Here is a 25,932-nt window from a genome sequence, read left to right as displayed (position 1 = left end):
AACTCCTGACATCGTCCCTACGTACTATTACCGGCCATACACACGAGGGGCCGATACGGCAGCACGGGGGGATATTCATGCGTCATTTCGGGCATATCCCGCCTTCGGTCCGGGAGAACCTGTTCCATCGGGAGCCGGTCGTATTCGACTCCGGCTCCCCGGCCCGCACGCTCGCCGCCGCGCTCGGCGCCACGCTCTACAGCCCCGCCACCCGGCCGCGGCTCGCCGACGACGTGGTCAAGCAGGCGGGGCGCGGGGTCGTCTCCATGGTGCTCTGCCTGGAGGATTCCATCGACGACGCGGAAGTCGCCGGCGCCGAGGAGAACCTCGTCCGGCAGTTCGCGGAGCTCGACGCGCGCGGCACGGAGCTGCCGCTGCTGTTCGTCCGGGTGCGTGAACCGGGGCAGATCTCCGATCTGGTGCACCGGCTCGGCGCCAGTGCGCGGCTGCTGTCCGGATTCGTACTGCCGAAGTTCACCGAGGAGCGCGGTGTCGCCTTCCTGGAGGCGCTCACCGCCGCGGAGGCCGCGAGCGGCCACCGGCTCTTCGCCATGCCGGTGCTCGAATCGCCGCAGCTGCTCCACCTGGAGACCCGCGCCGAGACGCTGCGCGGCATCGCCCGCACCGTCGACAAGTACCGCGAGCGGGTGCTCGCGCTGCGCCTGGGCGTCACCGACTTCTGCTCGGCCTACGGGCTGCGCAGGGCGCCCGACATGACGGCGTACGACGTGCAGATCGTCGCCGGCGTCATCGCCGACGTGGTCAACGTGCTCGGCCGCTCGGACGGCACCGGCTTCACGATCACCGGCCCGGTCTGGGAGTACTTCCGCGTCCAGGAGCGCATGTTCAAGCCGCAGCTCCGCCGCAGCCCCTTCGTGGGACAGGCCGAGGCGCTGCGCGCCTCGCTCATCGAGCACGACATGGACGGACTGCTGCGCGAGATCTCGCTCGACCGGGCCAACGGCCTCCTGGGCAAGACCTGCATCCACCCCTCCCACGTCCTTCCCGTGCACGCCCTTTCGGTGGTCAGCCACGAGGAGTACAGCGACGCGCGGGACATCGTGCGGCCGGAGCGCGACGGGGGCGGAGTGATGCGCTCCGCGTATACGAACAAGATGAACGAAGTGAAGCCGCACCGCGCGTGGGCCGAGCGCACGCTGCTGCGGGCCGAGGTCTTCGGCGTGGCCCGCGAGGACGTCGGCTTTGTCGAGCTGCTGACAGCGGGGACATCCGACTGAGATGGGGACGGACGACGTGGTGTGGTCGGGAACGTGGGTCGCGGAGCGGCTCGGCGTCGAACTCGTCGGCGACGGCGAGGGACAGGAGCCGGGCGGGCTGCGTGAGCTGCTGGGACTGGCCCTGCGCCGCAACCCCAAACGGGCCCACCTGCTGGTGTCCAACGTGCTGGGCAAGCACGTGCCGCAGCTGCCCTCGCGGGTCTACGGAGCGGGTTTCTCGCTCGGCGAGGAGGTGCGCGAGCTGCTCGGCGACGAGGCAGCCGCCCGCGCGGTGGTCCTCGGGTACGCCGAGACGGCCACCGGCCTCGGCCACGCCGTGGCCGACGGCATCGGTACGGCGCCGTACCTGCACTCGACGCGCCGCCCGGTCGACGGCGTGGCGGCGGCCGGCGGCTTCGAGGAGGCGCACTCGCACGCCACCTCCCACCTGCTGCTCCCGGAGGACCCGGCACTGCTGGCCGGCGAGGGACCGCTGGTCCTGGTCGACGACGAGTTCTCCACGGGCAACACGGTCCTCAACACCGTCCGCGACCTGCACGAGCGCTACCCGCGCCGCTGGTACGTGATCGTGGCGCTGGTCGACATGCGCTCGGCGCACGACCGCGGGCGGCTGGAGGGGTTCGCGCGCGAGATCGGCGCCCGGGTCGACCTCGTCGCCCTGGCCTCGGGCACGGTCCGCCTCCCCGACGACGTGCTGGCCAGGGGCCAGGAACTGGTGGCCCGCCACGAGCCCGCACCGGCCGCCGCCCCCACGGGCCCGGCCGGGCCCGGCGCCGTACCCGCCCGGATCGAGCTGGGCTGGCCCGCCGGTGTGCCCGACGGCGGGCGGCACGGGTTCACCCCCGCGCACCGGGCCGCGCTGGAGGCCGCACTGCCCGGCATGGCCGAGCGGATCGCCCCGGCCCTGCCCGAAGGCGCCCGCCGCGTCCTCGTCCTCGGCTTCGAGGAACTGATGTACGCGCCGCTCCGGCTCGCTACCGCCCTGGAGGAGCGCGTCGACGCCGAGGTCCGCTACTCGACCACCACCCGCTCGCCCGTGCTCGCCGTCGACGACCCTGGCTACGCGATACGCACCCGTATCGTCTTCCCGGCGCACGACGACCCCGCCGACGGCCCCGGCGCGCGGTACGCCTACAACGTCGCCGGCGGCGGCTTCGACGCGGTGGTCGCCGTGGTCGACTCGGCCGCCGACACCCCCGCGCTGCACGCCCCCGACGGCCTGCTCGCGCGCCTCGCCGCGCACACCGGGCACGTCGTCCTGGCGGTCGTCCCCTCGTACACACCCGGCGCGGCCCGCGCAGCCCACGCACCCGAGCAGGACCCCCGACGGCAGGAGCCGCCCATGTCCGAGCCGCTGCGCGGCCCCGCGTTCTCCTCGTACGCGCCCGAGGACGTCGGCTGGCTCCTCCAGGACCTCTCGGACGTCGAACTGGAGGCCCCCACCGAGGAACGCGAGGAAGCGATCCAGAGCGGCGGCGCGCACTACGCCGAGTCGCTGCCCGTCGAGTACCAGCCGACCGCCCAGTACCAGCAGCTCTTCAAGGCGGCCCTGGAGACCTCCGCGGCCCGCGTCGCCAAGGCCGTCGCCACCGTCACCGAGACCGTCCTCGCCGAGCGCTCCCACAGCCGGGGCCACGGGGGGACCACCTCCCCGCGCCCCGTGCTGGTCTCCCTCGCCCGCGCCGGCACACCCGTCGGCGTACTGATGCGGCGCTACGCCCAGCACCGGCACGGGCTCGACCTCCCGCACTACGCCGTCTCCATCGTCCGGGGCCGCGGCATCGACGAGACGGCCCTGCGCTGGCTCGCCGCCCACCACGACCCGGCCGACGTCGTCTTCGTCGACGGCTGGACCGGCAAGGGCGCGATCACCCGCGAACTCGCCCAGGCCCTGGACGCCTTCGCCGCCGCCACCGGCATCCGCGGCTTCGACCCCGAGATAGCCGTCCTCGCCGACCCCGGCGGCTGCGTGAAGACCTACGGCACCCGCGAGGACTTCCTCATCCCGTCCGCCTGCCTCAACTCCACCGTCTCCGGCCTGATCTCGCGTACGGTACTCCGCTCCGACCTGGTCGGCCCCGACGACTTCCACGGCGCGAAGTTCTACCGCGAACTCGCCGCCGACGACGTCTCCGGCCTCTTCCTCGACACCGTCGCCGCCCGCTTCGACGAGGTCGCCGGCGCCGTGGACGCCGAGGTCAAGGAACTCCTCTCGGCGGACCGCGCCCCCACCTGGGAAGGCTGGGCGGCCGTGGAGCGGATCAGCGAGGAGTACGGCATCCACGACGTGAACCTCGTCAAGCCCGGCGTCGGCGAGACCACCCGCGTCCTGCTGCGCCGCGTCCCCTGGAAGATCCTCGCCAAGCGCGACGCCGGCGCGGACCTCGACCACGTACGGCTCCTGGCGGAGCAGCGCGGTGTCCCCGTCGAAGAGGTCGACGGACTTCCGTACACCTGCGTCGGACTGATCCATCCCCAGTACACACGCGGCGCCACCGGCGCGGACGGCAAGGCGGTAGCAGCGAAGTGACCGGCCAACCGAGCGTCCTCGTCGCCAGCGACCTCGACCGCACCCTGATCTACTCCACCGCCGCGCTCGCGCTGCGCGTGCCCGACGCCGAGGCGCCGCGGCTGCTCTGCGTCGAGGTGTACCAGGGCAAGCCCCTGTCCTACCTCACCGAGACGGCCGCCGGACTGCTGGAGCAGCTCGCCGCCCAGACCTGCTTCGTGCCGACGACCACCCGCACCCGCGAGCAGTACCACCGCATCCGGCTGCCCGTCCCCACGCCCCGCTTCGCCATCTGCGCCAACGGCGGACACATCCTGGTCGACGGAGTGTCCGACCCTGACTGGCAGGCCCGCGTCGCCGCCCGACTCGCGGACGAGTGCGCCACCCTGGCCGAGGTCCGCGCCCACCTCGTCGCCGCCGCCGACCCCGCCTGGCTGCTGAAAGAGCGCGTCGCCGAGGACCTCTTCGCCTACCTCGTCGTCGAACGCGCCCTGCTGCCGGACGAATGGGTCAAGGAACTCGGCGAGTGGGCGGAGCCGCGCGGCTGGACGGTCTCCCTCCAGGGCCGGAAGATCTACGCCGTACCGAAGCCGCTCACCAAGAGCGCGGCCGTGCGCGAGGTGGCCCGCCGCAGCGGCGCCACCCTCACCCTCGCCGCCGGCGACTCCCTCCTCGACGCGGACCTGCTGCTCGCGGCGGACCGGGGCTGGCGGCCCGGACACGGCGAGCTGGCCGACACGGGATGGACCGCACCGCAGGTCACCGTCCTGCCGGAGGCGGGGGTCGCCGCCGGCGAGGAGATCCTGCGGTCCTTCATCCGCGCCGCCGGCCCGCGCCCGGCCTGAGCAGCCTGCGGGCCAGGAAGGCGAGCACCGCCAGCGCGGCGGCCACCAGCACCACCTTCGAGTACGCGGACACGTACCCCGTCACGTCCTCCCAGTTCTCGCCCAGCGCGTAACCGGCGAGGACGAAGACGGCGTTCCAGATCGCGCTGCCGAGCGTGGTGAGGCCGAGGAACACCGGCAGCGGCATGCGCTCGACGCCCGCGGGCACCGATATCAGGCTGCGGAACACCGGGATCATGCGCCCGAAGAACACCGCCTTGGCGCCGTGACGGACGAACCACGCCTCGGTCCGCTCGATGTCGGACACCTTCACCAGGGGCAGCCTGGCGGCGATCGCGACGGTCCGCTCCCGCCCCAGCAGGGCCCCCACCCCGTACAGCGCGAGCGCCCCGACCACCGAACCCGCCGTGGTCCACAGCAGAGCGGCGATCAGACTCATCCGCCCGGTACTGGCGGCGAACCCGGCCAGCGGCAGGATCACCTCGCTGGGCAGCGGCGGAAACAGGTTCTCCAGCGCGATGGCGATGCCCGCGCCCGGTGCCCCGAGGGTGTCCATGAGCGAGTTGATCCACTGTGGTGCGCCGCTTCCGATCATGCGCGCCACCATAGAATTCGCTGCCTGAAGCCAGCCTGAAGAAGGCTCCGGGCCGAGCTCGGGGCCGACTACCGTGAGGGAACGCGATGAGCAAGGGAAACAGCACTCCGCTCACCGACGAGCTGTACGCCTACATGCTGGCGCACAACCCGCCGCTGGACGCCGGGCAGCGGGAGCTCGTCGAAACGACGTACCGGCAACTGCCCGGCCACGCACGGATGCAGTCCGCCGAGGAGCAGGGCCCCCTCCTCGCCTTCCTGATCCGGCTGACCCGGGCCCGTCACGTCGTCGAGATCGGCACGTTCACGGGCTTCTCCGCGCTGTCCATGGCGCGGGCCCTGCCCGCCGACGGCCGCCTGATCACCTGCGACGTGTCGGAGGAGTGGACGGCGTACGCGCGCGAGGCATGGACGAAGGCGGGCGTCGCCGACCGCGTCGAGCTGCGCATCGGTCCCGCCCTGGACACCCTGCGCGCCATGCCCGCCGAGCCGCACATCGACTTCGCCTACCTCGACGCGGACAAGCCCAACTACGTGCCGTACTGGGAGGAGTTGGTGCCCCGGATGCGGCAGGGCGGGCTGATCGCCACGGACAACGTCTTCTTCGGCGGCGGAGTCACGGACCCGGACGCCACCGGCGCCGCGGCCGCGATCAAGGAGTTCAACGACCGGGTGACGGGCGACGAGCGCATGGAGAGCGTCATGATCCCCGTGGCGGACGGGGTGACGCTCTCCAGGAAGCGCTGACGGCGGGCGGCACGGGGACGCGCCGGGTGGGTCCGGGCGCTGCCGTGGTCCGGCTGTGGGCGGGGCCGGTTGCGTGTGGTGCCGGCTTCGGGCAGCGGGGGCTTGGGGGCGGGCCGGCTGCGGGCGGGGCAGGGGCGGGCCGTCAGCCGCAGCAGCCGCCGCCGCAGCACCCGCCCCCGCCGCCTCCCGCGGACGGCGCGGGCGCGGCGGACCTGGCCGTTCCACCCACGGCGACGGCCGACAGCAGCTTGACGGTGTCCTCGTGACCGTCCGGGCAGACGGCGGGGGCGGACGACTCGGCCATGGGCCGGTTCAGCTCGAAGCTGGTGCCGCAGGAGCGGCAGCGGTACTCGTAACGGGGCATGCCCACAGGTTACTGACTCGCCGCCGCGCTCAGGAGCCCGCGCCCCGTTCCTCCCGGATGTCCGAGACGACCCGCGCCACGGTGCGCCGTACCGCCTCCGTCTCGGTCAGGAAGTGCCAGTAGTCGGGGTGCCGGCCCTCCAGACCGGCGACGGCCCGCTCCAGCCGGGCCACCCCGTCGTCCAGCGGGCGGGCATGGCGCGGATCGGGCGTGTTCCGCCCGGCCATGGCCAGCCGTTGGGCGTCCCGGATCGCGAACCGCGTGCGGTCGATCTCGTGCTGCGGGTCCTTGGACACGGCGTTCAGGCGCTGGAGGCGGTCACCCGCCGCCGACACCGCCTCGTCCGTGGAGTTCAGCAGCGCCCGTACCGTGCTCAGCAGCGCGACGGCGTCGGGCCACCGCTGCTCGTCACGGGCCTTCGCCGCCTCGGCGATCTTCTCCTCGGCCTTGCGGACGGTGTCCGCGGTCTGCGCCGGCACCCCCTGGAGGTCCTGCCAGCAGGCGGCCGTGAACCGGCGGCGCAGCTCGCTCAGGACCGGCTCGACGTTGCCGGCCCGGGTCGTCAGCGCCTGCGCCCGCGTCCGCAGCGACACCAGCCGCCGGTCGATCTCCGCCGCCCGCTCCGGCAGCCGCTCGGCCTCGGTCCGTACGGCCTCGGCGTCACGCAGCACCTGGTCCGCACGCCGCAGCGTCTCCGCCACGCCGTGCCGGCCGGCCCCCTGGTTCAGTTTGGTCAGCTCGGGCGCGAGGGCCGCGAGCCGCGCCGCGAGGTCGTCGGCGCGCAGCCCGGACGCCCGTACCGCGTCCAGCGCGTTGCTCGCCGCCAGCAGCGCCTGACGGGCCCGCTCCACGGCGGGCGCGAGCCGGGCGAGCTGCGTCTCCGCCGTCTCCAGGAGCGGGCCGAGCCCTCGCGCGTACCGGTCCAGCTCGCCCTTGACCCGGTCCAGCTCGTCCTTCGCGCGGGTCAGCTCCGCGCGCGCCCTGGCGGCCGTGGCGGCCTCCAGGTCGTCGCGGTCCAGGTCGTGCGCGTCGACCGCGGTGATGTACGTATGGCTGACCTCGTCGATACGACGCCCCAGCGCGGCGAAGTCCTCCACGGCCCTGCGGCCCTGCGGCGAACTGTCCACGGCCGTGATCGTCTCGATCGAGATCCGCAGGTCGCGCTGGGCCGTGTCCAGCTCGTAGAAGGCCGCCGCCGCGGCGTCCTTGGCGGCCTGGGCGTCGGCGCGAACGTTCTCCCCGCGGCCGCCGAACCACCGCCTCGTACCGCCGCCGGTGAAGGCGAACGGGAGCGACGCGACGAGCAGCGGCACCGGCAGCAGCGCGAGCGTGACGACGTCCCGGACGGCGCCCGCTGTCGTACGGCGGCGTACTCGCTGCGTGCACGGCTGCGCGTCTGTCGCCGTCACATCCCTCTCCCGTGCTGTGTCCGCCCCTGCCGGTTCATTCTCCCACCAGTAAGGACGAACACACGGGCGCGTTAGTTCGCGGTTCGCAGGGTGACTTCCCCGTTGTCGCTGCGCGCCCGCACGACGTGCCGGCTGTCGGAGTCGCGCGGGACGCCGATCTTGACGCCGCCGTTGTCGCTCCGCGCGGTGACGCTGTACGCGGCCTTGGGCAGGTCGATGCTGATCCCGCCGTTCTCGCTGTCGCTCTCCACCAGGTCGGGGACGGCGGTGAAGCTCATGCGGACACTGCCGTTGGCCGAGTCGGCGTCGACCCGCTTGGAGGAGATGCCCTCCGCGACGATGCCGCCGTTCTCGCTGGTCAGCTCGAGGGGCCCGCTGGAGTCCTTGACGCTGACCTCCCCGTTGTCGGCGCCGAGCCGCAGGGCGGTGCTGAAACCGGAGGCCGACACGGTCCCGTTGTCGTCCGTCACGGTCACGGCGACTCCGCGCGGCACCTTGATCCGGTGCCACGATTCGCAGTCACTGGCCACCGCCTCGCACTGCTGCCGCAGGACGAGCTTCCCGTCCTGCATCTTCCAGCTCGAATCGGGACCGTTCCCCATGAACACCCAGCCGTCGGTCCGCCGCGTGACCTCGACGTCCTCGACGTCGCCCGGAACCAGCTCGATCTCGGAGTTCTCCGCGTCGATGGTCAGCTTCTTCCCGCTGAACGGGAACGACCGCTGCTCGGCGGGCGAGTCCTTCGCCTGCGTGCTGCAACCACTCAGAGCGACCACGCCGACGACTGCCCCGCCGACGGCGAGCAAGGTGCGGGTACGAAGTGCCACGGTGATCGATCCCCCAAGTAGTGCCTCGTGTGAGCCCTCACCGTACGAGCGGTCCCTATATCGGCACGATGCGGCCCGCCACCGAACGATGGTGGGGTTATCCCCACCACCCGCGCCCGCCCCCTACCAGCCCCCACCGGCGCCCACCCACCCCACCGGCCCAGACCCGCCCCGCCGCCTCCCACCAGCCGCGATCGAACCGACCCTGCGCAGCCCCCTCCACACCGCCTGCCCCTGGCGACCGGCCGTCCGATTCCCATCCCCCGCCCGGATCCATGTACGCTGTTGCCTCATCCACGGGTGCGTAGCTCAGGGGTAGAGCGCTGCTCTTACAAAGCAGATGTCGGCGGTTCGAAACCGTCCGCGCCCACAGGGAACAGCCGCAGGTAGGCGGCAGGAAAAGCCCCCCGGTCGAGGTCGACCGGGGGGCCTTTCCCGTTTGCGACGCCACATCTTCCGGCAGAGGCTCGTCGCTCTGTTGCGCAAGCCGCCCGACGGTGAGTACCGGGTTTCGGCCACGAGCCGGGGGACCCGCGCAGGCGGGCCGATGCGATCTGCCCTGCGGCCCTGCCCACTTGGGGTGGGGCCGCGGTGTCAGATCGGTTTTGGTGGCTGGCTTGTGGTGGGTTTCGGAGGGCGGGGGGTGTTGCTGTGGCGGGGGTTGGTTTGGCGGGGTGGGCGGGTGAGGGTGATCTGGCGGACGAGTTGCTGGAAGCAGGCCAGTGCCGCCAGGGAGGGCAGGGCCGCTGCCGCGGCGTCGACCGGGGTGTGGGGCGCCTGCGCGACGCACAGGAGCATGGACACCGTCGAGAAGACGAGGACGACGGCCCAGGAGTGCGCGGCACGGCGCTGGTGGAGCGCGGCGCGCAGGATGGAGAGTGAGGCGACCATCCACGGTCCGTAGACCAGCAGGGGCCACCAGCCGACCGCGCCGGCCGAGGTGCGGTACTGGGCGAGGTGGCGCAGCGGGTCGTAGGTGACCATTCCGCCGAAGACGCAGACCATGGAGACGACGACGGCGGCGAGCGCGGCCAGGGCGAAGCTCGTCCGCTGCATGGCGCCGACCGCGCGTTTGCGCGAACGGGGCCGGCGGCGGCCCGAGGGTGACGGGGGCCGTACGGGCGGCAGTTCCGCGGTGATTTCGGTGAGGCCCGTCAGCGGTGAGTGGTCCGGCCCCGGGAGCGGGAAGTCGTCGGCCGCCGCGACCGTGACGGCGTGGGGGTCGGGCAGGGGCGCGTTGCCCGCCTCGGCGGCGATGGCTTCCTGGAGCAGGTGGGCCAGTTCCTCCGCCGGGTCCCACGGGTCGATCGAGGCGAAGTGCTGGCCGCCGTAGGAGGGAGGGGCTGCGACGGGCGGGGCCCAGGCGGCCTCGGGGCCGGTCGGGGCGGGCGGTTCGGTACGACTGTGGCGGCCGCGCCGAGTCTCATGCATGGAGGCTCTGCCCGGTCTGCCGGTCGCCGCGCCTGCCGGACGAGGAGGAAGTGTTCGACGACTGCGCCACGAATGCGCCCTCGATGTCCTCCATCATGACGACGAAGTCCTCAAGAAGCGTGGAGGTGTACCGCAGTGGGATGCACCGGTCGTTGTCGCGTAACGTCGCGGCCGCTTCCCGGGCGAAGCGCACGGAGGACGGTGTGAACACCCACGCTCCCAGCCGTACGCCGGACGCGGACGCGTCACCGGCCCGGAGCGCGGCCCCGGCCGCGTCGCTCTGCGAGCCGGTCGCGTGACGCGCACCGCTGGGAGAGTGGATCGCATTCGTCATGATCCATCCAACTGTCCGGCTATTAAGCAGGATGCGCGGCAAACGGGTGGAGGCGTTGTCGCATATGGATGACTTCCTTCAAGTGGTTAATCAGTTCTGCAGGGACATGAGCTATAAGCCTTCCGGTTCTGTGTGCGTATCCCGTGCGGTCGCGGTGTCCCGATTGGCCGAGACTGCGTAACCAGGCATATGCCCGTGCGTTATGCGGCATACTGTCGCACCCTCTCTGCGCGTCACGGGTGCAACGGGCCGACGTGACCCCCTGGTTGCGCCAATGGTTTGCGGAAATCCCATGGTCGGGAAATCCCTAGTGGCGGAAGATGGTAATTCTTATGTCAGGCACGACGCTGTGGATCCTCCTCGGTTTCGCTGTCCTGTGCACCGTGCTGTGGATTCTCGCTCCGCTGCCGCTCCGGCGGATGCCGCACGGCGACGTCAGGGAGATGCGGCGGCGCCATGAGCTCCGCAGGGTGCTGGCGCAGCCCACGGGCTGCCGGCCCGTGACGGCCGACGGCATGCCGTGGGGCGCACCGGCCGCCGGGTCCTCTGACGTCCCCAACTGCCCGCCGATCGCCGTGTGCCAAGCCTGTGGCAGCAGGCCGCACGCTCCGGCGGACGCCCCGGCGCGGTTCGTCCCCTGCTGGTGATGTCACGGGGTTCGGTGTGCCGGACGGGGCGTCCGCCGTCGTCCGGGAAAGGGCCGGTCCACGCGGCGCGCGTGATGCCGGGAGGCGTGCTGCACTGGATATGAGGGGTGTGAGGCACGGATACAAAGATCATTCAATACAGGGAGGTGCGTCGTGGCTGGTCGCGCCGGTAAGTACCGCAACATCTTTCTCGTCTGGCTGGTCTGGCCGCTTATCACGCTGGGTATTTACAGCCTCGTTTGGTACTACAAGGTGAACCGCGAGGCCCGGGATCTCGACGACCGGATCGAAGTGAACCCCGCCGGGGCGGTGCTGGCCGTCACCCTCGGCTGGCTGGTGATCGTTCCGCCGTTCGTCTCGGTCTACAACACCGGTCAGCGCATTGCCCGGATGCAGCGTTCCGCCGGTATGCAGCCCACGTGCAGCCCTGTCATCGGGCTGGTTCTCATGATTGTCGCCGGACTGTTCTCGCTCTATTACCAGCACGAGTTGAACCAGGTCTGGGCCCACTACCGCGACCCGGCCGAGGGGGAGCAGGTGCCCCTGGCGGTCTGACGAGGCGTGCGCCCCCGAGCGACCGGCCCCGGCCCGCCGTGCTCCGGTCCGGGGAGCGGTGCGCCTTCCGCCGGCCGCGTGCGTCCCGTGACCCTGAAGGCGACCGCACGACAGCCGAGACCAGGGGTGGGGATCATGGCTCGTACACAGTCCAGGTGTGGAGCGCCGACGGAGAAGGGCACCCGGTGCCGGCGACTCGCGATGGTGGGCGCGTCGAGGTGCGACGTGCACCGCGGGGACTGGTCGTCGTACACCGTCCAGAGGCGCAAGGAAGCCGAGCGCGCGGCGAAGGCCCGCCGGGGCCGGGCATGACGGGGGCGCGGGTGAGCGGCCGGGGGCAGGGGGTTTACCGGTCCCGGCACTTGACGGCTCACCGGTCCCGGCACTTGACGCCCGTGCACGCGACGAGGTCCGTGCCGTCGCCGACGAGGAACAGCAGGTAGACCCACGACCGGTCCGGCGCGTCGACGCGGCCGACGCGGACCGGGGCGCCGTGGTGGCGGAGCAGCCGCACCGCGCGCTCCAGGTCCAGTGTCCGCTGTCCGGTGCGCCGGGCACGCCGGAGGCGGCGCTCGTAGACTCCGGCGAGCGCCTTCGCGCAGGTGGTTCCCTCCCACACCGTGTAGTCGCCGCCGGTCAGGATGGCCGTGCGGGCGGACGTGGCGGCCTCGGTGCCGTCGTCGAGCGCCGTGACGAGTGCTTCACGTTCCATGATCGCCTCCGTGGGGATTCTCCGCCGGGCCCGCCGGTGCGGCAGGCGATCGACGGCGGCGGCCCCGCCGGGGGAGTGGGCTATGTTGAGCGTCTGTGGGACGAGAGGGAGGCACGCCGGTGCCATCTAGGCAGCAGGCACGCGCGCAGGCGTCCGCGATCACGCCGGGCAGGCGGGCTCCCGACACGGAGGCGTCCCCGAGGGACCGCGTCCGGGCGCTCTTCGGCGGCCACCGCCTGTCGCCCGCGCAGCGGCGTATCGCCCAGTACATCGTCGACCACCTCACCGAGGCCGCGTTCCTGTCGATCACGGACCTGGCGGAGCGCGTCGGGGTCAGCCAGCCGTCGGTGACGCGGTTCGCCTCCTCCCTCGGCTTCAGCGGTTTCCCCGCCCTGCGGGAGGCCCTCCAGCCCATCGCGCTGAGTTCCGTCGCGGTGTCTCCAGAAGCGCGGGAGGAGGTGCGAGGCAACGAGCTCCAGGCGGCCGTCGACGCCGAGATCGAGAACCTGGAGAGTCTGCGCCGTACGCTCGCCGATCCCGGCCGGGTGCTCGACGTCGGCCGTGAGCTGGCGCGTTCGGTGCCCCTGACCGTCCTCGGCCTGCGGATCTCCGTCTCGCTGGCGGAGTACTTCGCCTACGCGGCACGGCGGATCCACCCCGACGTACGGCTGGTCACCCGTGGCGGCAGCGTCGCCTACGACGCGCTGCTCCAGTCGCGGGAGGCGGGCGGCACCTGGGTGGTGGCGTTCGCGATGCCCCGGCACGCCAACGAGACCCTGGCGGCGATCCAGGCCGCCCGCAGCACGGGGCTGCGCGTCGCGCTGATCACCGACCTGACCCTCGGATCGCTCGTCGACGAGGCCGACGTCGTCCTGACCGCCGGCACCGGATCCCGGCTCGTCTTCGACTCCTACTCGGCGCCCGGGGTCATGTCCGCCGCCGTCCTCCAGGCCATGGCCGACGCCGATCCCGTACGCACGCAGTCGCGGCTCGAGGGCTACGAGCAGGTGGCCGACCAGCACGACTTCTTCCTGGAGGACTAGCTCCCGCCGGAGCGGCCCCCGCGTCGCCGGTTACACAGCGCGCTCTTTCACACCACGCAGGGTATGAATTTTTTCATACCCTTGCGTACTCGGCGGTATATATGTTTACTGCGAGTGGCCTTCTGGGCCCCCGTGCATCACACAACCGGGCATTCACGGGCGGCGCGCTCCTCCTCACGCCGCCCTCGGGTGTTCCCCGGCGCTCCGCTTTCCTCGGCGGAGGGCCTCCCTTGGCGGTCCCGGTCTACCCCTGGGCCGGGACCGCCACACAACCGCGCGGCACCCCGCGACCAGAGCCGTCCCGTCCCACCACCCGCCGGAGCGACGACGATGTCCCCCACCCTCATCACGATCAGCCCGGACTGGCCCTGCCAGGTCAAGGCCCCGGGCAGTCACGACTGGGAGCGCACGGCCGCCCGGTGGCTGCGGGATCTGCTGCCGGCCCGTTACGCCGGATACTCGACGCTCACCCGCCACCCCGTCCTCCTCGCCCGCCACGCCCAGCTCCAGGTCGAGCACGAGATACGGGCGGTGCGGGTCGCGCTGCGGACCTGCCGGGCGGACCTGCCGACGGTCGGCGTCTCCGAGGCGGTCATCGAGGGCACCATCAAGCTGTACGCCGTGGAGCTGGAGCAGCTCAACCGCCTCGCCCGCGCGGTCCGGCTCATCTCCGAAGCGCTCCTCGCCGGTACCGGCGCCGGCAGCGGCCGGGGACGGCCCGCCCGCTGAGCGGGACCCGCGTCTCCGCCCGCCGTGAACTCCCCGTCCGTCACGCTTTCCTTGCGTGACGGCCGTGCGGAGGGCGGGGGTCCGGGGCTACGGTCGAAGCATGTGCCGCAGCATCAAGACGCTCCGTCCCCCCGTCCTCCCCGAAGAGGCCACCGACGAGGACATCCGCGCGGCTGCCCTCCAGTACGTGCGCAAGGTCTCCGGCTTCCGGGCGCCCGCCGCCCACAACCGTGAGGTCTTCGACCGGGCCGTCGACGACGTCGCCGAGGCGACCCGCAGACTCCTCGCCGATCTCGAAGTCCGAGGAGCGGCCAAGGCGGCCGGGTAGCCGGACGGCCGGTCGCGGACAGCAGAACCGTCGCATCCGGACAGCCGGCCGAAGCGCCGACAGCCGGCTAGAGCGCCGCGGACGCCTCCGCCGGCGCCGCCGCGGGGACCGGGCGGCGTACGAACAGGGCCGCCAGCGAGCCCGCGACGAACAGCGCCAGCAGCGAGACCGCCGCGCCGAGCCAGGACGCGCCCAGCCACTGCCCGCCCAGGTAGCCGAGGCCCACGCTGTACCCGGCCCAGGCCACACCGGCCAGGACGGACCAGGGCAGGAACTCCTTCACCTTGCGGTGTGCGGCGCCCGCGCCCAGGGACACCACGGAGCGGCCCGCCGGAGCGAAACGGGCGATGACGACCAGGACGCCGCCGCCGCGGCTCAGCGCGGTGCCGAGTCGTTCCTGCGCGGTGGTCAGGCGGCGCGAGCGGGCGATGGCCCGGTCGAGACGGTCGCCGCCGCGCCAGGCCAGCCGGTACGCCGCGAGGTCGCCCAGCACGGAGGCGGTCGTCGCGCACGCCAGCAGCGCGAGGATGTCGGGCACCTGGTGCGCCACCTGGCCGGCCGCCGCGACGGTCGTGGTGCCGGCGGCGGCGGCGGTGGCGGCCGTGATCACCAGCACCCCGCTGGGCAGGACCGGCAGGAAGACGTCCATGACCACGCAGAACGCGACCACCGCGTAGATCCATGGGCTGCCGGTCAGCGCCCCGACACTCTCGAACAACGTGACTCCCCGGTTCGTGACAACGCCGCGACGTCGCAGGGGAGCGGCAGGGGCGGCTGTACAGCCATACAGCGTACGCCTGCCATATCGGGGGAGATCGTCAGGGTCGCGACGATGTTGGACATGTCACGTTGGGGGCGCAGAGGGGAATAGGCCCGGGAATACGGTGGGGAGGACGGCCGGGAGCATGCGCGGCTCATGCCCTGCCCACGCCGGCCGGAAGCCCGCCCGCCCGTCAGTCCGCCCGCCCTCAGTCCGCCCGTACGCCCCGCGCCGCTCAGTCCGCCCGTACACCCCGCGCCGCTCAGCCCGCCGTCCGGTGCGACGGCGGGGAGCTGAGGGCCGCCGTCGGGCCGGCGGACGCCGCCGCCCGCAGCGCCGCGCGCGCCACCGCGTCCGCGTCGGTGAGCGTCACCGAGTCGACCCCGGGCCTGGCCCCCGCCGCCGTCACCCAGTGCACACCCTCGGTGGGCACCCCGAACGCGAACCGCCGCGGATGCGCCCTTCCCTGACTGTCTATCAGGCGGTACGGGCGGCGGGTGACGTCGAGGCCGCCCGTCTCGTACCCGTCCACCGCGTGGGGCCGGCACTGGCCGGTCTTCAGCAGCCGGGCGAGGAGTTCGTCCGCCGTCCGCCGCAGATCGGGCTCCGGCAGCCGGGCCTCCACGAGGGCCGTGGCGGCGACCTCGGAGCCGGCGATCTCGGGGGACCGGGCGACGAAGGCGCCGCCGGCCGTCTCCACCGTCATGCGCGGGCCCACGACGTCCAGTACGCCCGCCTCGATCAGCGCCGTCATCTCCTCGATCCTGCGGCGCGGCGGGCCGATGGAGAGGAAGGCGTTCAACGGCGTGTACCAGCGGTCGAGGTGGTCGCGGCGCGAAGCTCCCGGCAGGCCCGCGTGGTCCACGATCTGCCGCAGCTCGTTGCGCAGGTCACGCAGTACGTCGAGGGCCGCCTTGCGCGGACCGGCCACATTGCCGAGCGCCGCGTGCGCCGCGTCCCGCCGCAGGTGGCGCAGCAGCCAGGCGCGGTGGTCGGCCGGGTCGCGGAAGGTGTGACCGGCGTACGGGCGGGCGGTCAGGTCCCAGCACCACCGCTCGCCCCCCGGTACGCCGAACTCGGCCAGCACGGCCTCCTCCTGGGCGCTGCCGTGTTCGGCGGCGAGGAACCGTGCGCGGAAACCGCCGCGCGCGGCGGCGCCGAGCAGCACCTCGTAGTAGACGGTCTCCACCTCCTTGGCGACCAGCGGCCATATCTCGGCCAGGAAGTCGGGTGGGTCGCCCGCGTCCGCGCGGGCGCGGAAGTCCGCTATCACGTGGGGGGTGAGGAGCAGGGGCTCGTGCCTGCCGTACGGGCCCTTCGCGTTGTCGCCGCGCGCCTGGTGCGGTACGCCGCGCCGCGACCCGGCGTACAGGCGCGGCTCGCGGCCCGACGGGTGGTAGACGAGGCCGCCGCCGGGGGCCCGGGTGAACGTTCCGCCACGTCCGGCCGTCAACAGCGCCATGTGGTCGAAGAAGTTGAGGCCGAGGCCGCGCAGCAGGACGGGCTCGCCGGGGGCGAGGCCGGAGAGGTCGAGGTCGGCCGGGTTCGCGGGAGGCAGGTGGCGCAGGCCGTGGCGGGCGGCGTACGCGGCCAGGTGCGACTGCGACGGGCCCTCGTGCACGGGCAGATGGCCCTGAGCGAGGACGACCGCGCCGAGGCCGGTGAGTGTCTCGCCGTTGTCGAGGGTGAGGGTCTGGGGGGATCCGGGGCCGCCGCCGGGGGAGTCCTGGAGGCTGACCGCCCGGGCCGCGTGCACGCGCACGGTGACCGACTCCGGGGCGCCGCGCACCACTTGGCCGAAGACCCACTCCAGGTACCGGCCGTAGCAGGCGCGGGTCGGGTAGTCGTCGGGGCCGAGCGCCGCCCCGCCGCCCGGAGCCCCGCCGCTCCGGGAGGCGGCCCACTCGTACAGGCTCGGGCCCGTGCGGACGGGGCCCTCGCAGGCGACGCTCGCGTCGGTGAAGAGCGTGACCTGGGAGGCGACCGTGTTCATCAGCAGTTCGGAGGGCTGTCCGGTACGCCAGACCCGGCCCGCCCCCGGCGGCGCCGGATCGACGACATGGACGGTGAGCCTGGTCTGCGGCGCCAGCGCGGGCACGGAGGCGCAGAGCCGTTCGAGCACGCTGGTGCCGCGGGGGCCGGCGCCCACGACGGCGAGGGCTTGGTGCACTGCGGACAAAGCGGTGACTCCCGGGGCGAGCGTGGCGTGGGGGGCGCTGGAAGCGGAGGGTCCGCATCATCATGCCGGTGGAGTGAGGCAAGTCATAACCCTGTCACGCGCGATCCCGACCGCTGTGGGGAGGATCACGGAGCGGGCGTACGCGGGGAGCGGGGAGCGGCCGGGGCGAGACCGCGCGGGTGCCGCCCCAGCGCCCCGGAGGGGCCGGTTCCGGTGACGCCGGAGCGCGGCCGCTGCCCCGCCCGCTCACCGCCGTGCCGCCCGCTCGGCGTCCACGTCCGCGAGTTCCCGCTCCAGTACGGTCGTGAGCCCCGCGCGCCCGCCCTCGCGCGCCCGCGCCTGGTCCAGCCGCAGGACCGCCGACCGGCCCCGCAGCGTCAACGTCATCAACTGGTTGCCGAACCACGGGCCCGACGTCTTCCGCCAGCCGATGCGCGGCTCCCCGACGCGGCCGTGCCGCGCCAGGAAGCGGCCGAGACGGCGGCCCGTCCGGCTCCAGCCGAAGCGGAAGCCCAGCCGTATCGAGGCGGGGATGCTGTTGTGCACGGGGGAGCAGGTCAGTTGGAGCACCCGCGCCGACGGGCCGTTCCCGTCGTGCCAGTCCGGTTCGGCGACGTACGCGTGGTGCACGTCGCCGGACAGCACGCACACCGTCGCGGGCGCCGCGGGGCCGGAACCCGCCTCCGCGACGAGGTCCGTGAGCTGGTCGAAGGACGCCGGGAACGCCGCCCAGTGCTCCAGGTCGGATCTTCGGCGCAGGTCCTCCCCGAAGCGCGCCCAGCGCCCGCCGGAGCCGCCCCGCTCCCCCCGGCACAGCGCCGCGTTCCAGCCCTCCGCGTCGTGGACGAGCGGCGGCAGCAGCCACGGCAGCGACGTGCCTATCAGCAGGTGGTCGTACGAGCCGGGGTCGTCCAGCGCCTGTTCGCGCAGCCACCGCGCCTCGGCGTCGTCGAGCATCGCGCGCCGGCCCTCCTCCAGGACCCGGGCCGCCCGGGTGTCCACCATCAGCACCCGGACCCGTCCGAAGTCGCGGCGGTAGCTCCAGCGCACGCCGGCCGGGTCGGAGTCGGCCCGCGCCGCGAACGCGCGCAGGGTGTCCGTGCCGTCGGGGGACGCCCGTACGGCCGCGTACAGTTCGTCCGCCGCCAGCTCGGCCGGGGAGAGGTTGCCCAGGTGCTGGTAGACCCAGTACGACATCAGGCCGCTGAGGATCCGCTCGCGCCACCACGGCGTGGCGCGCATCCGCTCCACCCACGCCGCGCTGGTGTTCCAGTCGTCTATCACGTCGTGGTCGTCGAAGATCATGCAACTGGGGACGGTGGAGAGCAGCCAGCGCACCTCGGGGTCGAGCCAGGACTCGTAGTACAGCCGGGTGTACTCCTCGTAGTCCGCGACCTCGGCGCCCGGCGGCTCGCGCAGATCGCGCCGGGCCGCGAGCCAGTTCCGCGTCGCCTGCGAGGTCTCGTCGGCGTACACCTGGTCGCCGAGCAGCAGCAGGACGTCGGGGCGCCGCGCCGAGGGGTCCGCCGCGAGACCCGCCGCGAGCGTGTCCAGGGCGTCCGGACCCACCGGGTCGTGCTCGCCCTCGGCCGGAGCGGCCCAGCGGCACGACCCGAAGGAGACGCGCACCTCCTCGGCGGGTCCTGCGGGTGTGCGGATGGTGCTCGGCGGGAAGGGGGAGCCCTCCAGGGGCCACACCCGCCGCCCGTCGAGCAGCACCTCGTACGCCGTCTGCGAGCCGGGACGCAGGCCGGTCACGGTGATCAGGGCGTAGTGGTGCCCGGCGATCTGGAACGTACGGGACGAACCGCCCGCACGGCGTGGACCGCCCGCGCCGTCCGGACCGCCCGCACCGTCGTCGCAGAGCACCTCCGCCGTGCAGGGCCGGTCCGCCTCGATCCAGACGGTCGCCGTGTCACCCGCGTCGCGGTCGACGTACCGCAGCAGTGGTCCCAGCCGAAGCCCGGCCATAAGTCGTCCTCCTCAGTCGCCCCGTAGGGTACGGAACGACGGAGGTGGACGGGTAGGTTCCTGCGTTCCCGTTCCTGGTCAGCGGTTCCGCGGTCCCGGTCAGCAGGCGTTGAGGACGCCCTGGAGCGCGCTCTTCTCGGCGGAGTCCACGCTCAGGTTCCAGTGGTGCTTCACGTGCACCCACATCCGCGCGTACGTGCAGCGGTAGGCGGTGCGTGACGGCAGCCACTCGGCCGGGTCCAGGTCGCTCTTGGCCTGGTTCACGTTGTCCGTGACGGCGATGAGCTGGGGGCGGGTCAGGTCGTTGGCGAAAGCCTGGCGCTGGGAGGTCGTCCAGCCGCTCGCGCCGGAGCGCCACGCCTCGGCGAGGGCCACGACGTGGTCGATGTCGAGGTCGGAGGCGAGGGTCCAGGTGGCGCCGTCGTACTCGGAGTACCAACTCCCGCTGACGGCGGCGCAGCTGGAGTCCTGCTGGACGTTCACGCCGTCCCTCTTGAGGACGACCTCGCGGGTGTTGCACGTTCCCGACTGGGTGATCCAGTGCGGGAACTTGTCGCGGCTGTACCCGGTCGACGAGCCCTCGGCGCGTTCGGTCAGACCGGCCAGGTACGTGCGGGCGGTGGCCGCGCTCACGGGGGTGGGCGGGGACGCCTGGGCCGTGGGGGCGGTGAGCAGGACGCTCGTGCCGGCGAGGGCGGCGGACGCGGCGAGGACGGCTATTCGGCGCCCTGCTCGACGCGCGTAGACACCAGACATTGCGAACTCCCTTGTTGTGGGGGAACCGGCCGGGACCGGGGCCGGACGGGTACGCGGGGCGAATTCGGACCGCACCGGTACCGCCCGTGGCCGGGCTCGGTCAGCTTGGCGGCGCCGGGTTACCGGGGGGTGGGCGCCGGGTAACAGCGTGACGACATGAGCACGTCACATCAAGGGGTGCTGACGTTCCGACACCGTTCCTCCACGGGCCTAGGGTTGACCGGTGACCGCCCTGCCGGCGACGCCCCTCGCCACCGACGCCCAGGTCCTGCTGCCCGTCGACGCGGCACTCGGCGCGGTGCTCGCGGTGCTGCTCGCGGTCGCGGTCACGGTGGTCGCCCTGGCGCGCCTGTCCGGCGACGGGTCGCGCCGCCGGGCCCGCGAGGTGGCCGCCGCCGGTGTGCGGGCCGCCGTCCAGCTCGTCGCCGTGTCGCTCCTGATCGGCTGGGTCGTGCGTTCCGGATGGCTTCTGCTCGCGTTCCTCGCCCTGATGTACGCCGTCGCCGTGCGCACCGCGGGACGCCGGGTCACCCCCAACGCCACCTGGGGGTGGGCCGCCGCGCCGATCGCCGCCGGGGTCTTCCCGGTGGTCGCCGCGCTTGTGCTCACCGGGCTCGTGCCGGTCGACGGCATCGCGCTCGTCCCGGTCGCGGGCATCCTCATCGGCGGCGCGCTCACCGCGACGGTGCTGGGCGGGCGCCGGGCGCTCGACGAGCTGGGGCTGCGGCGCGGGGAAGTGGAGGCGGGCATGGCGATCGGTCTCCCGGACCGCGACGCCAGACTCGAGGTCGCCCGGCCCGCCGCCTCGGACGCGCTGCTGCCGGGCCTCGACCAGACCAGGACGGTGGGCCTGGTCACCCTGCCGGGCGCCTTCGTCGGCATGCTGCTGGGCGGGGCGTCCCCGCTGCTGGCGGGCATGGTGCAGCTGTTCGTCCTGGTCGCGCTGCTCGCGGTGCAGGCGGTCGCGGTCGCGACGGTGCTGGAACTGGTGGCCCGGGGGCGGCTGCACCGGGACGAGCCGGCAGCCGGGGCGGGGCGGCGGGACGAAGGGCCCTGAGCGGGACCGGAACGGGTCGCGTACCCTGTTCGGAGCAGAAGGGGAGTAGCTCTTCGCCGGACCGTCGACATACTGCTGAGCACGCCTCAGCCGGCGCCCGGAGGCGGGACAGGGATCCACAGGAACCCGGCCCGCCAGCGAGACCTTCGGCCGCAGTGTTGTTGTCTTTCACGACGCTGCCGTGCCGAAGCGACCCCTGATTCACGCAGGTTCTCTCGGTACGGGCAGCCCGACCGATTGAGGAACCCCACCCCCGTGATCAGTTTCACCATCATGGCGATCACCTTCGGCACCGTCTTCCTCGCCGAACTCCCCGACAAGACGGCGCTGGCCGGGCTCGTGCTCGGCACCCGCTACCGCGCGTCGTACGTCTTCGCCGGCGTGGCCGCCGCCTTCGCCGTCCATGTGGCCCTCGCCATCGCGGCGGGCAGCGTGCTGACCCTGCTGCCACACCGGCTGGTGCAGGCGGTCGTGGGCGTGCTGTTCCTCGCCGGCGCGCTCGTCCTGCTCCTCAAGAAGGACGAGGACGAGGAGGAGGTCAGGGCCCCGGCCGACCAGTCGTTCTGGAAGGTCTCGGGCGCCGGCTTCATGCTCATCCTGGTCGCGGAGTTCGGCGACCTCACCCAGATCATGACGGCCACCCTGGCGGCACGCTACGACGACCCGGTGTCCGTGGGCATCGGCGCGGTGCTGGCCCTGTGGGCGGTCGCGGGCATCGGCATCGTGGGCGGCCGCACACTCATGAAGTACGTGCCGCTCGGCCTGATCACGAAGATCGCGGCGGCGCTGATGCTGGCCCTGGCGGCGTTCAGCCTGTACGAGGCCGTGACCGGCTGACGGTGTGCCCGCCCCGGGGCTGGCGCGTCCGGGGCCGGCGCGTCCGGGCTCAGGCGTCGAGGTGCAGGTTCAGGGTGCCGTCGGGCAGGGCTTCGATCCGTACCCGCGTGAGGTCGTCCACGTGCGCCGTCGGGTGGTGGGCGGCCGCGCGCGGTCCCACGCCCACCACGCGCATGCCGGCCGCCAGGCCCGCCGCGATGCCCGCCTGAGAGTCCTCGAACACCACGCAGTCCGCCGGGGCGTGCCCGAGCTCCGCCGCGCCCTTGAGGAACCCCTCGGGGTCGGGCTTGCTCGCGCCCACGAGTTCGGCCGTGACGCGGGTGGCGGGCATCGGCAGCCCGGCGGCCGTCATGCGGGCCTGCGCCAGCGCCTCGTCCGCCGAGGTCACCAGGGCGTGCGGCAGGCCGGAGAGGGCCGCCATGAAGGCGGGGGCGCCGGGTACCGGCACCACGCCGTCGACGTCGGCGGTCTCCTGGGCGAGGAGTTCGCGGTTGTCGGCGTGGTTCAGCTCGACGGGGCGCTCCGGCAGGAGCACGGCCATGGTGGCGTAGCCCTGGCGGCCGTGCACGACCTTGAGGGCCGCTTCCGGGTCCAGGCCGTGCGCCAGCGCCCAGCGCCGCCAGACGCGCTCCACGACGGCGTCGGAGTCGACCAGCGTGCCGTCCATGTCCAGCAGGAGCGCGCGGGCGTTCAGAACAGTGGCGGGGGCCGGCATCGGCGTACTCCAGAGCGCGGGAGAAAAAGACAAGCGGCCCCGCCCGCCGGTCAGGGAAAACGGGCGGAGGCCACTTTGTTCCTCCACGATACAAAAAGTGGGGGCGGAACGCCACCCCGGCCGTCTCACGCCCCTCCGGTCTCCGCCTCCAGCGCGCTGCGGGTCCGCGGACCGTACGTGCCCGCCGCGTCGTCCTCGATGCCGCGGGACTCCTGGTACGCCCGTACGGCCTGCTCGACGCGGTCGTTGTACCGGCCGTGTCCCGGACCGCCGTAGAACCCGGCCCGCGTCAGCCGGTCCTGGAGATCCGCGACCTCGGAGCCCCGGTCGCCCCGGCTCAGGACGGGGGCGGAGTCCGGCGTCTGCTCCGCCGCGTCGGGCGCGGGCGCGGTGGGCGCCGCCTGGGGGGCGTCGGGCGCCGCACCGCGCAGGGGGTCCGCGGAGGCGTCGGCCGAGCGCGAGGCGGCTTCGGTGGCGGAGGCCGACGCAGAGGCCGAGGCGGACGCGGACGGAGACGCGGCGGCCGACTCCGGCGCCCGCGTGGGGGACGCGTCCGACGACGCCTCGGGCGCGTCCGTCGGCACCGGTGCGCCGGTCGGCCTGTCCGGCAGCGCGAACTCCCGCTCCTCGGGTCCGGAGAACACCCCGCCGGCGAACGCGGCGACCCCCACGACCGCCACGGCGGCCCCGGCCACCGCGAGCCACAGCCCCGGCCCCTTGCGCCGCTCCCTGCGACGTGCGGCGCGCCCCTGCCACTCACCGACTTCGTACAGGTCGCCCGCGTCGGAGTCGTCGGCCGGCCCGTCGGCGCCGTCGAGGTACGCGTACGCGGCCGTGTCCGCGGTGGCGTGCGGCTCCTGATCGCCCACCACCCCGAGCGGCATCGTCACCGCGGCGCCACCGCCACCCTCCGGGGCGTGGGGAGGAGCGGCGCGCTCGTGCGCCGACGGCTGCCCGTGGAGCGTCACGTACGGACGTATCCGGAGCGGATGGAAGTCCTCCGCCGCCCGCCCCGCACACCCGCAACCGGGTCTGCCGCCCTCGGACGCGGCACCCCCGTCCGTACCGCACTCAGGACATGTGTGTCCGTTCACCGTCGGTCCCTCCCTCGAACTGCCAGCGATTATGCAGACCGGCAGACGGGAAGCCCAGCGGCCACCGGGCTCGGCAGGCCATATCGGCCCACAACGATCAGGATGGGAGGGTCCGCGGCTCCCAGGGGATCGAGGAGTGATCCATGGCCCAGCAACCCGGCGGCGCCCCCGCCACCGCTCCGGCGGCCGGTCCCGGTGCGGAACCGGCCGCCGGCCGGCGGACCGTACTCGTGGCCGTCGGGGCACTGCTGCTCGGCATGCTGCTCGCCGCCCTCGACCAGACCATCGTGTCCACCGCCCTGCCGACGATCGTCAGCGAACTCGGCGGCATGGAGCACCTGTCCTGGGTCGTCACGGCCTACCTGCTCGCCGCGACCGCGGCGACCCCGCTGTGGGGCAAACTCGGTGACCAGTACGGCCGCAAGAAGCTCTTCCAGGCCGCCATCGTCATCTTCCTGATCGGCTCCGCGCTCTGCGGCGTCGCACAGGACATGGCGCAGCTCATCGGCTTCCGCGCGGTCCAGGGGCTGGGCGGCGGCGGCCTGATGGTGCTGTCCATGGCGATCGTCGGCGACCTCGTGCCGCCGCGCGAACGGGGCAGGTACCAGGGGCTCTTCGGTGCGGTGTTCGGTGCCACGAGCGTCCTCGGGCCGCTTCTGGGCGGCCTGTTCACCGAGCACCTCAGCTGGCGCTGGGTGTTCTACGTCAACCTCCCCATCGGTGTCGTCGCCCTCCTGGTGATCGCCGCCGTACTGCACATCCCGGTCGGCACCGCCCGCCACACCATCGACTACCTCGGCACCGCCCTGATCGCCTCGGTCGCCGCCTGCCTCGTCCTCGTCGCCTCGCTCGGCGGCACCACCTGGGCCTGGGGATCGGCGCGGATCATCGGGCTCGCGGTCCTCGGCGCCCTGCTGCTCGTGTGGTTCGTCCTCGTGGAGCGCAGGGCGGCCGAGCCCGTCCTGCCGCTGAAACTCTTCAGGCTCCGGACCTTCACCCTCGTCGCCGTCATCAGCTTCGTCGTCGGCTTCGCGATGTTCGGCGCGATGACCTACCTGCCGACGTTCCTCCAGGTGGTCCAGGGCGTCAGCCCCACCATGTCCGGCGTGCACATGCTGCCGATGGTGCTCGGGCTGCTGCTCACCTCGACCGCCTCCGGCCAGATCGTCAGCCGCACGGGCCGCTGGAAGGTCTTCCCGATCGCCGGTACGGGCATCACCGCCGTCGGGCTGCTCCTCCTGCACCAGCTGACCGGGACCACCGGCACCTGGGAGATGAGCGCGTACTTCTTCGTCTTCGGCGCCGGACTCGGCCTGGTCATGCAGGTGCTGGTGCTCGTCGCGCAGAACGCCGTCCGGTACGAGGACCTCGGCGTCGCCACCTCGGGCGTGACGTTCTTCCGCTCCATCGGCGCGTCCTTCGGCGTCGCGGTCTTCGGCACCGTCTTCACCAACCGGCTGCTCGGCAAACTCGACGGCGCACTCGCGGGGGAGCGGCTTCCGCCCGGCATCGGGCCCGACCAGGTGGCGGCCGACCCGAGGGACATCGCCCTGCTGCCGCCCGGCCTGCGCCCCCCGGTGCTGCACGCGTACTCCACCTCCATCACCGACGTCTTCCTCTACGCCTCGCCCGTCGTCCTCGTCGCCTTCGTGATCGCATGGTTCCTCAGGGAGGACAGGCTGCGCGGGTCCGTGACGGCACCGGACGCCGGCCAGACCCTGGCGTCCAACCCCGTGGAGCGCTCCTCGTACGACGAGTGCGTCCGCGCCCTCTCGGTGCTCGCCACCCGCGAGGGGCGGCGCAGGGTCTACGAGCGGATCACCGAGAAGGCGGGCTACGACCTGCTGCCGGCGGCCAGTTGGCTGCTGCTGCGCATCAAACGCGCGGGCGCCGTCGACCCCGCCGGGCTCGCCGAGGTCACGCCGGTGCCCCTGCGGGTCGTCAACGAGGCGTCCCGGCAGGTCGAGGAGCGCGGGCTGGCCCGGCGCGAGGGTCTGCGGCTGGTCCTGACGGACCGGGGGACGGCGGTCGCGGAGCGGCTCACCCAGGCCCGCGAGGAGTCGCTGGCCGAGCTGCTCGGCGACTGGTGGGGCCCCGACCGGCCGACCGATCTGATCAAGCTGGTGCAGGAGTTGAGCGCCGAGGTGGGCGGCTCCGACGAGGACCGCCCGTTCACCGGGGAGCCCGTGCCCGACCACCACCGGTGAGCGCGCCGCCGGGCCGGGGCGCGCGGCGGCACACGCCGCGAAGC

Annotated in this window: 25 protein-coding genes and 1 tRNA gene; 13 read left to right on the top strand and 13 right to left on the bottom strand. The window is 73.2% G+C overall.

The window, feature by feature from the left end:
- Nucleotides 1-77 precede the first annotated feature (77 nt).
- From ACWGH0_RS19460 to ACWGH0_RS19450, 3 genes are read left to right on the top strand one after another with little or no spacing between them, the layout of a single operon-like run.
- Entirely contained in the window at nucleotides 78-1,238 is a 1,161-nt protein-coding gene (locus ACWGH0_RS19460) for an HpcH/HpaI aldolase/citrate lyase family protein (protein ID WP_453405400.1), read from the top strand.
- 1 nt (nucleotide 1,239) lies between these two features.
- On the top strand, nucleotides 1,240-3,768 hold the full coding sequence (locus ACWGH0_RS19455; RefSeq protein WP_453405399.1) for a phosphoribosyltransferase: 2,529 nt from the start codon (nucleotides 1,240-1,242) through the stop codon (nucleotides 3,766-3,768).
- On the top strand, nucleotides 3,765-4,592 hold the full coding sequence (locus ACWGH0_RS19450) for an HAD family hydrolase (RefSeq protein WP_453405398.1): 828 nt from the start codon (nucleotides 3,765-3,767) through the stop codon (nucleotides 4,590-4,592). The genes ACWGH0_RS19455 and ACWGH0_RS19450 overlap by 4 nt, the downstream gene beginning before the upstream one ends.
- On the opposite strand, the gene ACWGH0_RS19445 is transcribed toward ACWGH0_RS19450, so the two are convergent.
- Nucleotides 4,561-5,187, bottom strand: a complete 627-nt coding sequence (locus ACWGH0_RS19445; protein WP_453405397.1) for a DedA family protein — start codon at nucleotides 5,185-5,187, stop codon at nucleotides 4,561-4,563. The two genes, ACWGH0_RS19450 and ACWGH0_RS19445, sit on opposite strands and share 32 nt — an antisense overlap.
- 86 nt (nucleotides 5,188-5,273) lie before the next feature.
- On the opposite strand from ACWGH0_RS19445, the gene ACWGH0_RS19440 reads away from it, so the two are divergent.
- Nucleotides 5,274-5,933, top strand: coding sequence for an O-methyltransferase (locus ACWGH0_RS19440; RefSeq protein ID WP_453405396.1), 660 nt, complete (start codon nucleotides 5,274-5,276; stop codon nucleotides 5,931-5,933).
- Nucleotides 5,934-6,075: 142 nt separating this feature from the next.
- On the opposite strand, the gene ACWGH0_RS19435 is transcribed toward ACWGH0_RS19440, so the two are convergent.
- The 3 genes from ACWGH0_RS19435 to ACWGH0_RS19425 all read right to left on the bottom strand — a co-directional run bounded on the left by ACWGH0_RS19435 (nucleotide 6,076) and on the right by ACWGH0_RS19425 (nucleotide 8,533).
- The gene (locus tag ACWGH0_RS19435; protein ID WP_453405395.1) at nucleotides 6,076-6,297 is read right to left on the bottom strand and encodes an FmdB family zinc ribbon protein; all 222 of its coding nucleotides are present in this window, start codon (nucleotides 6,295-6,297) and stop codon (nucleotides 6,076-6,078) included.
- 29 nt (nucleotides 6,298-6,326) lie between these two features.
- Entirely contained in the window at nucleotides 6,327-7,706 is a 1,380-nt protein-coding gene (locus ACWGH0_RS19430) for a hypothetical protein (protein WP_453405394.1), read from the bottom strand.
- Between the two features lie 71 nt (nucleotides 7,707-7,777).
- Nucleotides 7,778-8,533, bottom strand: a complete 756-nt coding sequence (locus ACWGH0_RS19425; protein ID WP_453405393.1) for a DUF4097 family beta strand repeat-containing protein — start codon at nucleotides 8,531-8,533, stop codon at nucleotides 7,778-7,780.
- Nucleotides 8,534-8,831: 298 nt separating this feature from the next.
- On the opposite strand from ACWGH0_RS19425, the gene ACWGH0_RS19420 reads away from it, so the two are divergent.
- A tRNA-Val gene (locus tag ACWGH0_RS19420) sits at nucleotides 8,832-8,903 on the top strand.
- Between the two features lie 224 nt (nucleotides 8,904-9,127).
- Here ACWGH0_RS19420 and ACWGH0_RS19415 read toward each other — a convergent pair.
- Entirely contained in the window at nucleotides 9,128-9,964 is an 837-nt protein-coding gene (locus ACWGH0_RS19415) for a DUF2637 domain-containing protein (RefSeq protein ID WP_453405392.1), read from the bottom strand.
- A complete protein-coding gene (locus ACWGH0_RS19410; protein ID WP_453405391.1) occupies nucleotides 9,957-10,298 on the bottom strand; it encodes a hypothetical protein in 342 nt (113 codons plus the stop codon). Before ACWGH0_RS19410 ends, ACWGH0_RS19415 begins: the two co-directional genes overlap by 8 nt.
- 332 nt (nucleotides 10,299-10,630) lie before the next feature.
- On the opposite strand from ACWGH0_RS19410, the gene ACWGH0_RS19405 reads away from it, so the two are divergent.
- The gene (locus tag ACWGH0_RS19405; RefSeq protein ID WP_453405390.1) at nucleotides 10,631-10,945 is read left to right on the top strand and encodes a hypothetical protein; all 315 of its coding nucleotides are present in this window, start codon (nucleotides 10,631-10,633) and stop codon (nucleotides 10,943-10,945) included.
- Nucleotides 10,946-11,098: 153 nt separating this feature from the next.
- Nucleotides 11,099-11,500 (top strand): DUF4234 domain-containing protein, encoded by a 402-nt coding sequence (locus ACWGH0_RS19400; RefSeq protein WP_453405389.1) that lies wholly within the window; start codon nucleotides 11,099-11,101, stop codon nucleotides 11,498-11,500.
- 370 nt (nucleotides 11,501-11,870) lie between these two features.
- On the opposite strand, the gene ACWGH0_RS19395 is transcribed toward ACWGH0_RS19400, so the two are convergent.
- Nucleotides 11,871-12,212: a hypothetical protein gene (locus ACWGH0_RS19395; RefSeq protein WP_453405388.1), complete on the bottom strand. Its 342-nt coding sequence runs from the start codon at nucleotides 12,210-12,212 to the stop codon at nucleotides 11,871-11,873.
- A gap of 119 nt (nucleotides 12,213-12,331) precedes the next feature.
- Between ACWGH0_RS19395 and ACWGH0_RS19390 the strand changes: the two genes are divergently transcribed.
- The 3 genes from ACWGH0_RS19390 (at nucleotide 12,332) to ACWGH0_RS19380 (ending at nucleotide 14,312) form a co-directional block, all read left to right on the top strand.
- Entirely contained in the window at nucleotides 12,332-13,255 is a 924-nt protein-coding gene (locus tag ACWGH0_RS19390) for a MurR/RpiR family transcriptional regulator (RefSeq protein WP_453405387.1), read from the top strand.
- A gap of 330 nt (nucleotides 13,256-13,585) precedes the next feature.
- On the top strand, nucleotides 13,586-13,984 hold the full coding sequence (locus ACWGH0_RS19385; RefSeq protein WP_453405386.1) for a hypothetical protein: 399 nt from the start codon (nucleotides 13,586-13,588) through the stop codon (nucleotides 13,982-13,984).
- A gap of 100 nt (nucleotides 13,985-14,084) precedes the next feature.
- Nucleotides 14,085-14,312, top strand: a complete 228-nt coding sequence (locus ACWGH0_RS19380) for a DUF2277 domain-containing protein (protein ID WP_453405385.1) — start codon at nucleotides 14,085-14,087, stop codon at nucleotides 14,310-14,312.
- Nucleotides 14,313-14,379: 67 nt separating this feature from the next.
- Here the strand turns inward: ACWGH0_RS19380 and ACWGH0_RS19375 are convergent, their stop codons facing one another.
- The 4 genes from ACWGH0_RS19375 to ACWGH0_RS19360 all read right to left on the bottom strand — a co-directional run bounded on the left by ACWGH0_RS19375 (nucleotide 14,380) and on the right by ACWGH0_RS19360 (nucleotide 19,978).
- Nucleotides 14,380-15,030 (bottom strand): DedA family protein, encoded by a 651-nt coding sequence (locus ACWGH0_RS19375; RefSeq protein ID WP_453405384.1) that lies wholly within the window; start codon nucleotides 15,028-15,030, stop codon nucleotides 14,380-14,382.
- A gap of 304 nt (nucleotides 15,031-15,334) precedes the next feature.
- Nucleotides 15,335-17,251 carry an FAD/NAD(P)-binding protein gene (locus ACWGH0_RS19370; RefSeq protein WP_453405383.1) on the bottom strand — a complete coding sequence of 639 codons (1,917 nt, stop codon included), beginning with the start codon at nucleotides 17,249-17,251 and terminating at the stop codon, nucleotides 15,335-15,337.
- 246 nt (nucleotides 17,252-17,497) lie between these two features.
- A complete protein-coding gene (locus ACWGH0_RS19365) occupies nucleotides 17,498-19,222 on the bottom strand; it encodes an alkaline phosphatase D family protein (RefSeq protein ID WP_453405382.1) in 1,725 nt (574 codons plus the stop codon).
- A 99-nt stretch (nucleotides 19,223-19,321) separates the two neighbouring features.
- A complete protein-coding gene (locus ACWGH0_RS19360; protein WP_453405381.1) occupies nucleotides 19,322-19,978 on the bottom strand; it encodes an HNH endonuclease family protein in 657 nt (218 codons plus the stop codon).
- A gap of 223 nt (nucleotides 19,979-20,201) precedes the next feature.
- Between ACWGH0_RS19360 and ACWGH0_RS19355 the strand changes: the two genes are divergently transcribed.
- Nucleotides 20,202-21,035 carry an ABC transporter permease gene (locus ACWGH0_RS19355; RefSeq protein ID WP_453405380.1) on the top strand — a complete coding sequence of 278 codons (834 nt, stop codon included), beginning with the start codon at nucleotides 20,202-20,204 and terminating at the stop codon, nucleotides 21,033-21,035.
- Between the two features lie 255 nt (nucleotides 21,036-21,290).
- Nucleotides 21,291-21,872, top strand: a complete 582-nt coding sequence (locus tag ACWGH0_RS19350) for a TMEM165/GDT1 family protein (RefSeq protein ID WP_453405379.1) — start codon at nucleotides 21,291-21,293, stop codon at nucleotides 21,870-21,872.
- 49 nt (nucleotides 21,873-21,921) lie between these two features.
- Here the strand turns inward: ACWGH0_RS19350 and ACWGH0_RS19345 are convergent, their stop codons facing one another.
- Nucleotides 21,922-22,587 (bottom strand): HAD-IA family hydrolase, encoded by a 666-nt coding sequence (locus ACWGH0_RS19345; RefSeq protein WP_453405378.1) that lies wholly within the window; start codon nucleotides 22,585-22,587, stop codon nucleotides 21,922-21,924.
- Nucleotides 22,588-22,712: 125 nt separating this feature from the next.
- On the bottom strand, nucleotides 22,713-23,555 hold the full coding sequence (locus tag ACWGH0_RS19340) for a peptidoglycan-binding domain-containing protein (RefSeq protein WP_453405377.1): 843 nt from the start codon (nucleotides 23,553-23,555) through the stop codon (nucleotides 22,713-22,715).
- A 269-nt stretch (nucleotides 23,556-23,824) separates the two neighbouring features.
- On the opposite strand from ACWGH0_RS19340, the gene ACWGH0_RS19335 reads away from it, so the two are divergent.
- Nucleotides 23,825-25,888, top strand: coding sequence for a DHA2 family efflux MFS transporter permease subunit (locus tag ACWGH0_RS19335; protein ID WP_453405376.1), 2,064 nt, complete (start codon nucleotides 23,825-23,827; stop codon nucleotides 25,886-25,888).
- Nucleotides 25,889-25,932: the final 44 nt, after the last annotated feature.

The organism is Streptomyces sp. NPDC054887 (genome assembly GCF_053610585.1).
Note: the sequence above shows the minus strand (reverse complement) of the source record. Positions and strands in the feature narration are given on the sequence as shown.

What these genes read in the sequence shown, in the direction of transcription:
- ACWGH0_RS19445 (WP_453405397.1), bottom strand. Translation starts at nt 5,187, where the DNA reads ATGATCGGAAGCGGCGCACCACAGTGGATCAACTCGCTCATGGACACC.
- ACWGH0_RS19460 (WP_453405400.1), top strand. Translation starts at nt 78, where the DNA reads ATGCGTCATTTCGGGCATATCCCGCCTTCGGTCCGGGAGAACCTGTTC.
- ACWGH0_RS19385 (WP_453405386.1), top strand. Translation starts at nt 13,586, where the DNA reads ATGTCCCCCACCCTCATCACGATCAGCCCGGACTGGCCCTGCCAGGTC.
- ACWGH0_RS19335 (WP_453405376.1), top strand. Translation starts at nt 23,825, where the DNA reads ATGGCCCAGCAACCCGGCGGCGCCCCCGCCACCGCTCCGGCGGCCGGT.
- ACWGH0_RS19365 (WP_453405382.1), bottom strand. Translation starts at nt 19,222, where the DNA reads ATGGCCGGGCTTCGGCTGGGACCACTGCTGCGGTACGTCGACCGCGAC.
- ACWGH0_RS19380 (WP_453405385.1), top strand. Translation starts at nt 14,085, where the DNA reads ATGTGCCGCAGCATCAAGACGCTCCGTCCCCCCGTCCTCCCCGAAGAG.
- ACWGH0_RS19440 (WP_453405396.1), top strand. Translation starts at nt 5,274, where the DNA reads ATGAGCAAGGGAAACAGCACTCCGCTCACCGACGAGCTGTACGCCTAC.
- ACWGH0_RS19405 (WP_453405390.1), top strand. Translation starts at nt 10,631, where the DNA reads ATGTCAGGCACGACGCTGTGGATCCTCCTCGGTTTCGCTGTCCTGTGC.
- ACWGH0_RS19395 (WP_453405388.1), bottom strand. Translation starts at nt 12,212, where the DNA reads ATGGAACGTGAAGCACTCGTCACGGCGCTCGACGACGGCACCGAGGCC.
- ACWGH0_RS19455 (WP_453405399.1), top strand. Translation starts at nt 1,240, where the DNA reads ATGGGGACGGACGACGTGGTGTGGTCGGGAACGTGGGTCGCGGAGCGG.
- ACWGH0_RS19410 (WP_453405391.1), bottom strand. Translation starts at nt 10,298, where the DNA reads ATGACGAATGCGATCCACTCTCCCAGCGGTGCGCGTCACGCGACCGGC.
- ACWGH0_RS19345 (WP_453405378.1), bottom strand. Translation starts at nt 22,587, where the DNA reads ATGCCGGCCCCCGCCACTGTTCTGAACGCCCGCGCGCTCCTGCTGGAC.
- ACWGH0_RS19360 (WP_453405381.1), bottom strand. Translation starts at nt 19,978, where the DNA reads ATGTCTGGTGTCTACGCGCGTCGAGCAGGGCGCCGAATAGCCGTCCTC.
- ACWGH0_RS19435 (WP_453405395.1), bottom strand. Translation starts at nt 6,297, where the DNA reads ATGCCCCGTTACGAGTACCGCTGCCGCTCCTGCGGCACCAGCTTCGAG.
- ACWGH0_RS19415 (WP_453405392.1), bottom strand. Translation starts at nt 9,964, where the DNA reads ATGCATGAGACTCGGCGCGGCCGCCACAGTCGTACCGAACCGCCCGCC.